The 12,865-nt window shown below is 44.9% G+C and carries 10 protein-coding genes; 5 read left to right on the forward strand and 5 right to left on the reverse strand.

The window, feature by feature from the left end:
* Positions 1–437 precede the first annotated feature (437 nt).
* The gene (locus RXX31_RS13570; RefSeq protein WP_317589996.1) at positions 438–1,445 is read right to left on the reverse strand and encodes a LacI family DNA-binding transcriptional regulator; all 1,008 of its coding nucleotides are present in this window, start codon (positions 1,443–1,445) and stop codon (positions 438–440) included.
* Positions 1,446–1,829: 384 nt separating this feature from the next.
* Here RXX31_RS13570 and hxpB point away from each other — a divergent pair, with 384 nt between their 5' ends.
* Positions 1,830–2,492, forward strand: coding sequence for a hexitol phosphatase HxpB (gene hxpB / locus RXX31_RS13575; RefSeq protein WP_317589997.1), 663 nt, complete (start codon positions 1,830–1,832; stop codon positions 2,490–2,492).
* A 73-nt stretch (positions 2,493–2,565) separates the two neighbouring features.
* Here hxpB and RXX31_RS13580 read toward each other — a convergent pair whose 3' ends face one another.
* From RXX31_RS13580 to RXX31_RS13590, 3 genes are all read right to left on the reverse strand, one after another.
* Positions 2,566–3,687, reverse strand: coding sequence for a PTS transporter subunit EIIC (locus tag RXX31_RS13580; protein WP_317589999.1), 1,122 nt, complete (start codon positions 3,685–3,687; stop codon positions 2,566–2,568).
* A gap of 240 nt (positions 3,688–3,927) precedes the next feature.
* On the reverse strand, positions 3,928–5,364 hold the full coding sequence (locus RXX31_RS13585) for a 6-phospho-beta-glucosidase (RefSeq protein WP_317590000.1): 1,437 nt from the start codon (positions 5,362–5,364) through the stop codon (positions 3,928–3,930).
* A gap of 12 nt (positions 5,365–5,376) precedes the next feature.
* Positions 5,377–7,260 (reverse strand): beta-glucoside-specific PTS transporter subunit IIABC, encoded by a 1,884-nt coding sequence (locus RXX31_RS13590; protein WP_317590002.1) that lies wholly within the window; start codon positions 7,258–7,260, stop codon positions 5,377–5,379.
* A gap of 562 nt (positions 7,261–7,822) precedes the next feature.
* On the opposite strand from RXX31_RS13590, the gene RXX31_RS13595 reads away from it, so the two are divergent.
* Positions 7,823–9,265 (forward strand): glycoside hydrolase family 1 protein, encoded by a 1,443-nt coding sequence (locus tag RXX31_RS13595; RefSeq protein ID WP_317590003.1) that lies wholly within the window; start codon positions 7,823–7,825, stop codon positions 9,263–9,265.
* Between the two features lie 56 nt (positions 9,266–9,321).
* Here the strand turns inward: RXX31_RS13595 and RXX31_RS13600 are convergent, their stop codons facing one another.
* On the reverse strand, positions 9,322–10,338 hold the full coding sequence (locus RXX31_RS13600; RefSeq protein WP_317590004.1) for an AraC family transcriptional regulator: 1,017 nt from the start codon (positions 10,336–10,338) through the stop codon (positions 9,322–9,324).
* 128 nt (positions 10,339–10,466) lie between these two features.
* Here RXX31_RS13600 and RXX31_RS13605 point away from each other — a divergent pair, with 128 nt between their 5' ends.
* The 3 genes from RXX31_RS13605 to RXX31_RS13615 are packed head-to-tail and all read left to right on the forward strand — an operon-like array spanning position 10,467 to position 12,845.
* On the forward strand, positions 10,467–11,228 hold the full coding sequence (locus RXX31_RS13605) for an SDR family oxidoreductase (RefSeq protein WP_317590006.1): 762 nt from the start codon (positions 10,467–10,469) through the stop codon (positions 11,226–11,228).
* A 41-nt stretch (positions 11,229–11,269) separates the two neighbouring features.
* A complete protein-coding gene (locus tag RXX31_RS13610) occupies positions 11,270–11,782 on the forward strand; it encodes a 2,4'-dihydroxyacetophenone dioxygenase family protein (RefSeq protein ID WP_014233718.1) in 513 nt (170 codons plus the stop codon).
* 4 nt (positions 11,783–11,786) lie between these two features.
* Positions 11,787–12,845 (forward strand): zinc-binding dehydrogenase, encoded by a 1,059-nt coding sequence (locus RXX31_RS13615; RefSeq protein WP_317590008.1) that lies wholly within the window; start codon positions 11,787–11,789, stop codon positions 12,843–12,845.
* Positions 12,846–12,865 lie beyond the last annotated feature (20 nt).

Raw genomic sequence — 12,865 nt, forward strand, 5'->3', positions numbered from 1 at the left:
ATCCGATGCTCTTAGCCCTCGGAGGTGAGGTCTTAAATTCCATATTCAGGTCACCTAGACCTGTCGTTATTTTCAACCACAGCTTGAAATCGATGGTTAAAAATATCGGCACATTTATCTGCTCCCCGTCATTTTAATTCTTATCAATAAAAACAAGTGTGGTTGAGATTTGTCCTTAATGCCGCATTTTTTTATGTAAAAAACGCTGACACTCGTTTTGCGACAAAGGTGCACTATGGAAAATTAAATCGGTAGGTTTTTGTATATTCTGGATTTTTTAAGTGTAGGCTGTGAGCTGATCATCTTTGACTTCTGCTCAAAGATTGATAGCGATAGTCGAATGCTTAGACGCTAATTGGGCGCGTTTTTAACTTAGTGAGCCCGCGCCGGGAAGGAAGGCGCGGGAAAAAGAACGTATTTAGGCTGGTCAATGAGTTTTATCCATTTACTCTGAGAGTTGACTCTTTTACTTCTAGCGTACCCTGATACTGGAAATGCTTTTGGTCGCTTTCTTTTTCTTTATTGAGTGTAAGTGCCGTGGTGACAGCGTCTCGGGTTAGCTCCAAAACTGGCAACGTAACTGTAGACAGGCGTGGCACGATATAATCGGCAGTCGGATCTCCATCAATACCGATGACGGAAACCTGCTCTGGAACCTTGATTCCTCTGTCATGCAATGCGCGGATAGCGCCGATGGCCATTGAGTCAGTACAAGAAAAAATAGCGCTAAAAGGTGTGCCACTATCAATGAGTTTGATTGTTGCGTCATAACCACTTTTGGTGGTGCTCTCACCTTCCAAAATAAGTGAGTCGACGATTTCTATACTATGCTCTTTCAGGGCTTCTTTGTAGGCAGAAAGACGTTTATGACCGGTACTGCTGGACATTGGTGTAGTTATACAGGCGACGTGTTTATGGCCAATGTCCAAAAGGTAGTTGGTTGCAAGACGAGCCACTTGCTCCTGGTCAAAACCGAAACTGAATAACTTTTCATCATCCAAAGCACGGTTGATCACGATAAGCTGGGTTTTGATTTCCTGTTGAAGCGTAGAAAGCTGCTGTTCAGATAAGTGGCGGCTATAAATCAGAATGGCATCACAGTTATGGGCATTCAGAGAGCGAACCGCGTCCTCTTCCCCTTCTGCGTTATCGCTGCTATTCATAACAAACAATTTCTTGTCTGCTTTTTGCATATCCAGTGCCGCTTGGGTCAGAATGGAACTAAAATAGTGGCTTTCAAAATGAGGAAGAATTAAACCGAATGTATTGTAACTATTTGTCGCCAGAGCACGGGCAAAAGCATTAGGTTGATAGCCTAAAGATTTCATTGCTGCTAATACAGACTCACGTGTCTGATCTTTAACATATTCGCTTCCATTAATAACTCTGGATACGGTTGCCTTCGACACGCCTGCCGCTCTACATACGTCTTTGATTGTGGCCATTTTTTTATTCCCAAACACAACAGCTTATCAGTTTACACTATTTGTCCAAACGAAAGTAAACTGTTGTCTTTTTTTATCCATAAACTGGTGTTCATTCACAACCGGAGTAAACGTCGTTTGGTATATAATGTTGTCGCCTTATGCTGGACGTCACACTTTTTTGAAAAAATTAATTAACTGACTGAAACCGGTTACATCGGTTGCTATACTGTCATGGAAAATCAGAGGGTTCTTGATGAGTAAAAGTATCAACACGCTTCGCTATTAAGTTGTCTTCCTGAGTTGGCACCTACTGGGTTAACCTGTCGAGACAGCGCAATCTGAATCCTGCATCTTAAAGTCATTTATTTACCACTTTTCACATCTTAGGAACAGGAAACCATTTTGATAGATACAATTATTTTTGATATGGACGGCGTGCTTGTTGATTCCGAACCTTTCTGGCGTAAGGCAAAAGTTAATGCCGCTGCCCGTTTTGGTGGCCAGATTACCGAACAGCTTGCTTACCAGAGTACTGGGCTACGCATCGACGAAATCGCCAATTACTGGATTCGCTACTGCGATTTAGACCCGAAGTGCGCGCCCGATCTTGCGGATGCTATTTTGACGGAAGTGATAGGACAAATTAAGGCACATGGTCAATTACTTCCTGGTGTAAAGGAGTCGCTAGATTTACTGGCGAAGACCGGTTTGAAAATAGGCTTGGCGTCATCTTCGCCATTACGCTTAATCGAAGCGGTTCTGGAAACATTTGAAATAGGTAAATATTTCTCGATCTATGTTTCCGCGGAGCACCTTCCGTATGGAAAACCTCATCCTCAAGTGTATATGGATGCAGCAGTTAAGTTGAATGCTGAACCTTATAATTGTCTGGCGATTGAAGATTCGGTCAATGGTTTGATTGCAGCGAAGGCAGCAGGTATGACCGCGATATGTGTGCCTGAGCCGGGACAAGAAATGAATCCGCGTTTTGGTATCGCGGATATCAAACTCACTTCGCTTGAAGATTTTCCATCTTCCCAAGAGGTTCTGAAACTTCTTGGTTAACGACTAAAAGGACTTCACCCGTTGAGTGGTGAAGTCCAATTCCTTCCGAGTAATCTGCCTTGATCAAAATCCGTTAGCTGCAATTGTAGCCAGCGACGGTATTCATCTGTGATGCGTTAGTACGCTCAAAACCAAACACGAAAGTCAGCAGCATCGCCAAAGAGAACGCAACAGCAATGCCCAGGAAGTAAATTAACGCTGGGGAAAAGACTGGGATAGTAAAGATGCTATGAAATGCAAATGCGGTCATTTTTACCTGAAAGTAACCATTGAGCGCTCCACCTAGCATGCCAGAAATCACCACAATAGGAATCGTGCGGCGGTAACGTAAAATTAAACCATAAATGATGGGTTCCGTAACACCGGCAAGCAATCCTGTAAAAGCGGCAGGTCCCGCTAGTGTTCGTACTTCTGAACTGCGTGCTCGTATGCAAATGGCAAATGCGACACCTATCTGAGCGAAAGTACTCGGCGCCCACATTGGGAAAATCGAGTCCCCTCCAGCAGCAGCGTTAGCGATCACTACAGGGAAAATGCCCCAATGTAATCCGAAGATCACCAGGAACATGATGCTTGCGCCAATGACTGCGCCAGTGAGCATTGAGCTGTATGCCTGAAGGTGTTCAATACCTGCCGCGACTATATCGCCTAGATAGATCCCAATAGGGCCAAATACGGTGACTGTCATCGGCACTATGATTAGCAAACAGAGCATGGGTACCAGAAATAACTTTACGTTTGTAGGGCATAGCTGCTGCACTCTTTTTTCCAGCAGAGCCAATGCCGCAATTGCAATGAAGATAGGAAAAACGGTTGAGGCGTAACTCATTGCGGTAAAAGGTACGCCCATAAAGGTATTTTCGTGATGACCAATCATGGCAATAAAATTGGGTTCAAGCAGCGCCGCGCCAATGGTTGCACCGATATAACCATTCGCTCCTAGTCTTACTGCTATCGAGCTTCCCAACATAACCGGCAAAAAATAAAAAACCGCGTTGCCCGCAGCAGACAGCGTCAGGTAGGTGCTGCTTTCTGCTGAAAGCCAACCCGACATAAGCAAAATTGCTAACAGTGCTTTGAGCATACCAGCACCCGCCATCACACCTATAATGGGTGAAAAGCTATCGGATACGACCTGAATTACCTGGCTACCGAGAGAAAGATTTTTGTTATTTTCAGTGTTCGTGGATTCCATTGTTTGCTATTTCCAGTGGATATTTTTAAAACCACTTCCGGTTATATTTTTATTAATGTAACCGGTTCCATTTTCAGTGATAGTAGCTCTCGACTGGCCGGTGAGAAACGAATATTGCTAAGCGTTGTGATGACTATCACTAAGATCGAATAGGATTATTTTGCCCTGTTTCAGGCAAAAAAAATACACCCAGAGTCTGAGACGTAGGGTGTATTTTTATAAGACTAAGCTCAGGACAATTTACAGTTTTTCACCGTTGCTGCTGATAACGTCTTTGTACCAGAAGAAACTCTTCTTACGGCTACGTTCCATGGTACCTGTGCCATCGTCGTGGCGATCAACATGGATAAAGCCATAGCGTTTACGGTATTCACCCGTACCGTAAGAAACACAGTCGATACAGCCCCAAGGGGTGTAACCCATCAGATCAACGCCATCGTAATTAACGGCTTTCTGCATTTCTTCAATATGCGCTTTCAGGTAGTCGATTCGGTAGTCATCATTGATTTCACCGTTATCTTCGACTTTGTCTATCGCGCCAAAACCATTTTCTACAATGAATAATGGCTTGTTGTAGCGCTCATACAGTTCACAAAGCGAGTAACGCAAGCCGACAGGGTCAATCTGCCAACCCCATTCAGAGGCTTGAACGTATGGGTTCTTAACGCTGCCAGTAAAGCCACTCATTGAGCCTTCTGTTGTTTCTTCAGCATCAGCTTTTACCGCTACTGACATGTAGTAACTAAAGCCGATATAGTCGCAAACGCCTTCTTTTAAGATTTCCAGATCGCCTGGTTCCATCTGGATGTTGTAGCCTTTACGTTCCCAATCTTTCAGCGTGTATGCCGGATACTCACCGCGCATATGGACATCGCTGAAGAAGAAACGGTTACGCATTGCTTCTTGAGCCAGCATGACGTCATCCGGATTACACGAATATGGATAAATTGGTACCCACGCAACCATACAGCCAATTTGGAAGTCCGGGTTGATCTCATGACCTAACTTGACCACTTTTGCACTGGCTACCATTTCATGGTGAACCACCTGGTACATACACTCTTCCGGATTTTCCTCAACCGTGTAATCTACGCCTGAGTTTGAGTAACCCCACAGAGGTAAATGCAAATCGCGTTGGTTGTTGATCTCGTTAAACGTCATCCAGTATTTTACTTTGTTCTTGTAGCGACGCATCACGGTTTCTGCGTAGCGAACAAAGAAGTCGACCACGCGACGGTCTTTAAAGCCACCATACTCTTTTGACAAATGCAGTGGCATTTCAAAGTGAGATAAGGTAATAACTGGCTCAATACCGTGTTTCAATAACTCATCGAACAAGTCATCGTAGTACTGTAAGCCCGCTTCGTTTGGTACTAACTCGTCACCTTTAGGGAAAATACGTGGCCAGTAGATCGACGTACGGAAACATTTAAAGCCCATCTCGGCAAGCAGTGCAACATCACCTTTGTAGTGATCGTAAAATGCTGTAGCCTCGTGGTTAGGGTAGTGGTAACCCTCTAACACACCATCGGTAATTTTACGTTGAGTGTTGACGTCACCACCGGACAACACATCTACAATACTTGGACCTTTTCCATCACGGTCCCATCCGCCTTCGACTTGGTGTGCTGCTACTGCGCCGCCCCATAGAAAGTCGTCAGGAAATACATTACTCATCTTTACTTACCCTTAAGCCATTTGAATTACAGGCTGTCCAATTTCAATTTGTTTGTCTTCTTGATCTTGCTCGATCAGTTCAAATTCATACTCCTCACTGTTCATCACGATAAACGGTGTGGTTGTGTCATAACCCGCTGCAGCAATACTTTGCAGGTCAAACTTGATTAATGGGTCACCGGCTTTAACTTCTTGGTCGAGTTCAACCAGATATTCAAAGAATTGACCCTTGAGTTCTACTGTGTCAAGGCCGACGTGAATCAATACTTCTGCGCCATTAGTCGCCGTCATACCCACGGCGTGTTTTGTTTCGATGACTGATGAAATCGTCGCATCACATGGAGCGCGAACAACACCTTCAGTCGGTTTGATAGCCACGCCATCACCCAGAAGTTTTTGCGAGAAACTTTCATCATTAACAGATTCAAGTGGAATAACCTGACCTTTAAGTGGGCTAACTAAAGTCGCTGTTTTCTTCAGAGCAGGCGCCGCATTTACTTCTGGTTGTACGTCTTGTTTCTTTTCTTCTTCGATTGGGTCTTCAAAACCAACCATGTAAACCATAATGGTAGTAGAAACGATTGCCACAGCCGCGCCAGCCAGCTCGCCCATAAATGATGATGGGTTGTCAGGGCTAATTGCATTCACAACGGTTAGAAGACCTGGTAATCCAGCGAAAGCGTAGTAATAAGTACCAAATAGGCTAGCGACAACTGCGCCTAACGCACCACCGATACAACCGCAAACGAAAGGTTTTTTCAGACGCAGAGTTACACCATAAAGTGCTGGCTCAGTAATACCAAACACCGCTGTTATACCCGCAGAAAAGCCGGTTGTTTTTAGCAGTCGATTGCGTGATTTAAATGCAACAGCAAACGCCGCAGCCATTTGTGCGATTACCGCAATAGCCTGAAATGCCTGGAATGAGTCATAACCATAGTTTTCGTAGTTAGCGAATACCACTGGTGTGATACCCCAGTGAACACCGAAGATAACAATGATCTGCCAAACACCACCGATCAGAGCTGCAGCGAGCATCGGAGCCGTATCGAATAGCGCGTTGTAACCACCCGCGATAGAGCTTGCAACTAAGCTGGTTGCTGGACCAATAAGAACCAGAGTGGTTGGAACCATAATCAGCATACAAGCCAACGGCGTAAACAATTCGCTGACAACCGCTGGAATAATGCGTTTCACGAATCGTTCAACAAAGCTGAGTGCCCACACCATAAAGATTGGTGGTAATACCGACGATGTATACACGGTCTTCGCTAGCGGTAGCGAAAGGAAAGTAACGATTTCTCCATCAGCAATTCGTGCGGCAATGGCACCCCATGAAGGGTTAATCAATGCACAGGCACAGAGAACAGCAATAAACGGGTTACATTGAAAGTATTTTGAAGCTGTTATTGCGATGAACACTGGTAAGAAAGCAAACGGAGTCCAGGACATAAAGTTAAGAACTTCATATGTACCGGTGCCCGATACCGACGGAAAGAGGAAGTTGGCAAAAATCAGAGCACCCTGCAGAATACCCGCAGCTGCCAGAATGAACACGATTGGTGCGAAAATCGCTGACATCGCTGCAATAATTGCATCCAGCGTACGTACTTTTTGTTTACCTTCTTGTAATAAAGTCGAATCAACTAGCGCCGACATCGCTTCATGTACGTCCGATACGTGAGTACCGATAACTACCTGAAACTGACCGCCACTTAATACAACGGTAATAACACCAGGCATCTGCTTGATTTTATCAGCCGCACCTTCCGGAGTTTCTTTCAAAACTAGACGTAATCGAGTTGCACAACGTGAAAACTGATTAATATTTTCTTGCCCACCAACTTCTGAAAGAATGTCTTTCGCCAGTTGGGCATAATCTCTGACCGCAGCCATAATATTCACCTTTCCCTTTATTATATTCACTTATCGCTATACTTCTGGAACCGGTTTCCGAAACCGGTTCCAGAATAGGTTGGAATCGCTTTTGACATCAACATCGATAAAAAACAATAAAGAAATGGATCACATAAAGAGCCGCAGGAAAGTACAAAAACGATACCTAGATCGCTTTCTCATCTTGAAAAAGTGCTTCATAAACGCTTTTTTTGAATGGAAAGTGACCAGTTGGTCCTGTCTCTGAGCATTTTTGTTAATGTGAAATCTAGCCAACATGCTACTAGGAGCCATTTTTTGTGTAGTGTAATGCGCAATTTTTTATGAACTCCTCAAGCGTAAGCGCTGCGGCAACCACCCACTATCTAAGTTCAGATTGGCGCATTTTACAGACCCAATTCAATTTTTGATTGAGGATGACAAACCAAATAATTTCTAAAACACAATTGTAACCGGTTCCATTTTATGTTGTATTGTATGCAAATACATCTCAGAACCACATTAAACTCAGGTTTGAACGAGATGTGGAATGCTTTAACTCGTTGAATAATGGTGGAATAGAATGAGCAACAACGTTTTTCCAAAAGATTTTATGTGGGGTGGTGCAACGGCAGCAAACCAATTTGAAGGTGCTTGGAACGTAGATGGTAAAGGGCCAAGTACGAGTGATATGTTTAGTGGTGGTACTCATACCGTTGCGCGCCGAATCACTCGTACTATCGAAGAAGGGGTTCATTATCCTTCACATGAAGCGATCGACTTTTATCACCGTTTTCGTGAAGACATTGCGTTGTTTGCTGAAATGGGCTTTAAAACCTTCCGCTTTTCAATTAACTGGACGCGAATTTTCCCAACCGGTATGGAGCAGGAACCCAATGAAGCGGGTTTAAAGTTCTATGAAGACGTTATCGACGAGCTAAAAAAATACGATATAGAGCCGCTGGTTACTATCTCACATTACGAACTGCCGTTCGGTCTGACTCAAGAATACAACGGCTGGGCTGGCAGAGAAGTGGTTGATTGCTATACACGCTACGCGGAAACACTATTTAAGCGTTTCAATGGTAAAGTAAAATACTGGTTAACCTTCAACGAAATCAACATTGGTACTATGCCTATCGGTAACTACCTAGGCTTGGGAATCCTTAACGAAGGTACAGAAGACTTTATCAATCAGGTTGATTACCCGCAGCTACGTTTTCAGGCGTTACATCACCAATTTGTCGCCAGCGCTAAAGCGGTAAAACTGGGCCATGAGATCAACCCTGAGAACAAGGTTGGTTGTATGATCTGCTTCCTGACCACTTACCCATTTACCTGTAACCCAGAAGATATTGTGCTTGCGCAGGAACATATGAAAATGCACAACTACTTTTGCGGTGATATTCAGGTGCGCGGTCAATATCCGTACTACGCGAAGCGCTACTTCGAAGAAAACAACATTGAAGTGAAAATGGAAGCGGGAGATGCAGAAATCCTTGCTGAAGGAACCGTCGATTACTACACACTAAGCTACTACATGTCGAACTGTGTTTCCTCGGATTCAAGTAAAGAAACGACTTCTGGTAACTTAATGGGCGGTGTAAAGAACCCTTACTTGCAAGCATCAGACTGGGGCTGGCAAATTGACCCGGTTGGTCTTCGCTACACGCTGAATGAAATCTATGCTCGTTACGAAAAACCACTCATGGTGGTAGAAAACGGTTTAGGCGCGTTCGACAAAGTGGAAGACGACGGTTCCATCAACGATAGCTACCGTATTGACTACCTAAAAGCGCACATTGAGCAAATGGGTGAGGCGGTGAAAGACGGCGTTGAATTATGGGGTTACACACCTTGGGGTTGTATCGACCTGGTGAGTGCTTCAACCGGTGAGATGGAAAAACGTTATGGCTTCATTTATGTCGATAAAGACAATAATGGTGAAGGTACGTTAGATCGTAAGAAGAAGGCTTCTTTCGACTGGTACAAAAAAGTCATCGCGTCGAATGGTGCAGAGCTTTAACGTGTACTTAAATCGTTAAAGTGAATGACCGAATTTAATACAAAAGAGCGCTAATATTAGCGCTCTTTTACTTTTTCTAATTGATGATCTTTTCGCCACTGACTCGGTGATTTTCCCGTCCATTGACGAAAATGACGACTGAATACCGCCGTTTCTGCGTAGCCGAGCTGCAGGGCAATATCGGTAATACTTTGAATATTCTCGTTCAAGCGCCGTTCCGCAAGGCTCTGTCTCACTTGTCTTAATAGCTGGCTATAATTTTTTCCCCGCTCTTTTAATCGGATTTGTAGCATTCTCGGGTGCATATCTAATGCTCTGGCAACCTGCTCAACCCTGCACTCTCCTGTTGGCAATAATCGCCCAATCATATCTCTGGCCTGATCACTCAGGTTATCCGGATAACGACTTTGCAAATATTTTAGATGCTCCTGGAAGTGTCTATCTAACGCATCTTCATCCTGATGGTTGCGTGTATCAAGCAGGCTCGCTTTTAGCATGATGCCGTTAAACTTTTCGCCAAAGCGTATTTTGGGAAGGGTAGCGGCACTTTCGCTTCGATGTTCTAAACTGCCAAATTGAGTCAGGTATAAGGTGAAGCTGTTCATATCGATGTTGAGTAAATTTGCCAAAAACCTCGCCATTTGCATAATGCTCATCTGCATTAGCTGAGTGGAAACTTGCTCACTGTAAGTATCAATACTCAAAGATAGCCTCATCCAGTCATCTTGTGGCGTCATCGAGAACTTTACACCTGAAGATTGTAGATAGAGGTAGTCATTGGCGTGCATCAACGCCTCTTTCACGGTCTCAGCACGAGCAACCAGCATCGGTAAGTCACCCAAGGCATTAAAGCTTTGCCGTTGAGCCAATAACACGCCAAACATGGGCTCCTGACAGCGTAACGCTGCGACTTCCAGAAGTTCGGCTAGCCTCGAGTTAGCGATGTAAGTATCGGGATCGCGGAACTGAGCAGCAGAAAGTCCCGCCTGTTTCATTATCTCTATCGGATTCTGTCCGTACTCAGAAACTAAACTATCAAATTTGTCTGCAGCACCACTTCTAACGATATACATATCTCGGTTTTGAAATGTTAATGGTTTGTGAATCGTAATATATCAAATTTTATTCGCAAAAGGTCAAGTGAGTGTCAGTGACTTGATCTAAGTTACATTTTCATAACATAGCGTGGAAGGGAAGCTAAATGGAATTGATGAACAAAACTGCGATCGTCACAGGTGCCGCGGGTGGAATTGGTCAAGCCATCGTAGGCAAGTTACGCGAGCATGGAGCGAATGTGCTGGCTGTCGACATTTCAGAGCAGTCGCTTGACGTCTATAAAGACGCAGATCCGAAATCATTAAAAACCTTTTCGGCCGATGTGACTGATTATCAGCAAGTTGAAGCAATGGTCAAATACGCAGTCGCGGAGTTTGGTAAGCTGGATATCATGATCAACAACGCTGGCATCGGTTTAGCGAAACCTTTACTAGAGCATGATCCAGTCGCAGATTTCGAGCCCGTTTCTAAGGTCAACCAAAACGGAGTTTACTACGGCATTTTGGCGGCAGGGCGTCAGTTTCAGGCACAAGGCACACCAGGTGTCATCCTTAATACCTCTTCTGTTTACGCGCAAATGGCGGCGGAAATGACGTTCACTTATAACGTGAGCAAAGCTGCGGTCGACATGATGACAAAATGTGCAGCTTTGGAGCTTGCACCGTTGGGTGTTCGTGTTTGCGCCATCGCACCGGGTCGTGTGGATACACCAATGTTACGCCAATATGAAGCAATTGGTCTTTGGGAACATATCCGTAAAGAGCAGATGCGCGATACCTTTACTCAAACAGAAGAAATCGCCAACGTCGTTGCATTTTTGGTCAGCGAAAAAGCGAATTGCATCAACGGTTGCACAGTCAGTGCATCAGACGGTTTCGAGAATTTTAAATACCCACTATTGGGCTAAGACGTGGAAGTCTAATTACAACAAAAGCGAGGAAGCAAGTTATGTCATTACCAGAAGTTATTCAGCATCAGGATTTTCTGTTAACTCTAAACACAAATGAAGAGTCAATCATCAAAGATGCACTGCCGGGTGTCGATGTTTACCCGCTGTTTCTTGACCCAGAAAACGGCACTTGGGTAATTCGAGCGAAGTTCAAACCAGGTATTACCCTGCCTAAGCACTTCCACACGGGCGTGGTGCATTTCTACACGCTAAGCGGTATGTGGCACTACACCGAATACCCAGATCAAAAACAAACGGCTGGCAGCTACCTGTATGAGCCAGGCGGTTCTATCCATACATTCCACTGTCCAGAAGAGTCAGGCGGTGCAGATGGCTTTATGGTCATCCAAGGTGCGAACATTAACTTTGACCAAGACGGCAACTTCATGAACATCATGGACGCGGGTTGGATCGAGCAAGTGGTTATCGCAACGGCTAAAGCTCAGGGCATCACACCGCGTTACATCAAGCCAGGTGCGATTGCTGCTTTAAGCGATGAGCTTGGAGAGTAATTCCATGACAACAATGAACAGTATCGTAATGCAGGATGGCGGCGTTCATCTGCAGCAGGTGGATGTGCCTAAACCAGCACCGGGCCAAGTACTTGTTCGTAGCTTAGCGTGTGGTATTTGTGGTTCAGATTTACACATCGTACGTCATACGGACGAAGTATTTGATGTTTACCGCAAGCTTGGTGTGATGTCAGAAAGCATGGATGACCATACACAAGTCATGTTAGGGCACGAATTTTGTGCGGAAATCGTCGAATACGGTGATGATACACAACAAGCTTTGTCAGTTGGTAGCCGCGTGACTTCTGTGCCGATCCTCATGAGTCAAAATGGCGCTGGTGTTGGTGTGACTCCGGGAATCCACGGTGCATACTCTGAATACTTCCTGCTTGATGAAGCACTGCTTCTGCCTGTCCCTGAGAATGTACCTTCAGCAGCTGCCGCGTTAACAGAGCCACTAGCGGTTGGTTTGCATGCAGTGAACCGCAGTGATATCCAGGCTGACGAAGTGGCATTGGTTGTGGGTTGTGGTCCTATCGGTCTTGCGGCTATCACAGCGCTTAAACTGCGTGGAGTTACTAATATTCTGGCGGTCGATATTCAAGATGAGAAGCTGGAACTGGCGAAAGAGTTTGGTGCAACACGTGTTGTTAATCCAACCAAAGAAGACGAAGTTGCAGTCGGTGCTGAAGTCGCAACAGATTCACGTCTGGTTATCTTTGAATGTGTAGGTAAACATACGTTGATTGATGACTTTATTCGTCGTGCTCCAGCTGGTGCTCGCATCGTAGTGACTGGTATTCATACCACACCTACGAGCGTCAACTACGCTTACGCGACAGTAAAAGAGCTTGATCTGCGTTTCTCTTACTACTATCAGCCACATGAGTTTGAGCAGTGCCTTCAAGCCATTGCGGAAGGCAAAGTTCCATGGCAGAAAATGCTGACGGCGAAAGTGGGTATGGATGGCGTGGAAGGTGCATTTAAGCAACTTATGACACCAAACGACCACATTAAAGTTGTCATTGAACCTTGGCGAAATGGCGAGTTACAAGTCGTTTAATTTCAGTTGATTGCATAAGG

Origin of the sequence: Vibrio sp. EA2 (assembly GCF_033042495.1) — a bacterium.
Classification (GTDB): Bacteria; Pseudomonadota; Gammaproteobacteria; order Enterobacterales; family Vibrionaceae; genus Vibrio.

What these genes read in the sequence shown, in the direction of transcription:
- RXX31_RS13585 (WP_317590000.1), bottom strand. Translation starts at nt 5,364, where the DNA reads ATGAGTAATGTATTTCCTGACGACTTTCTATGGGGCGGCGCAGTAGCA.
- RXX31_RS13615 (WP_317590008.1), top strand. Translation starts at nt 11,787, where the DNA reads ATGACAACAATGAACAGTATCGTAATGCAGGATGGCGGCGTTCATCTG.
- RXX31_RS13600 (WP_317590004.1), bottom strand. Translation starts at nt 10,338, where the DNA reads ATGTATATCGTTAGAAGTGGTGCTGCAGACAAATTTGATAGTTTAGTT.
- RXX31_RS13590 (WP_317590002.1), bottom strand. Translation starts at nt 7,260, where the DNA reads ATGGCTGCGGTCAGAGATTATGCCCAACTGGCGAAAGACATTCTTTCA.
- RXX31_RS13580 (WP_317589999.1), bottom strand. Translation starts at nt 3,687, where the DNA reads ATGGAATCCACGAACACTGAAAATAACAAAAATCTTTCTCTCGGTAGC.
- RXX31_RS13595 (WP_317590003.1), top strand. Translation starts at nt 7,823, where the DNA reads ATGAGCAACAACGTTTTTCCAAAAGATTTTATGTGGGGTGGTGCAACG.
- RXX31_RS13570 (WP_317589996.1), bottom strand. Translation starts at nt 1,445, where the DNA reads ATGGCCACAATCAAAGACGTATGTAGAGCGGCAGGCGTGTCGAAGGCA.
- RXX31_RS13610 (WP_014233718.1), top strand. Translation starts at nt 11,270, where the DNA reads ATGTCATTACCAGAAGTTATTCAGCATCAGGATTTTCTGTTAACTCTA.
- RXX31_RS13605 (WP_317590006.1), top strand. Translation starts at nt 10,467, where the DNA reads ATGGAATTGATGAACAAAACTGCGATCGTCACAGGTGCCGCGGGTGGA.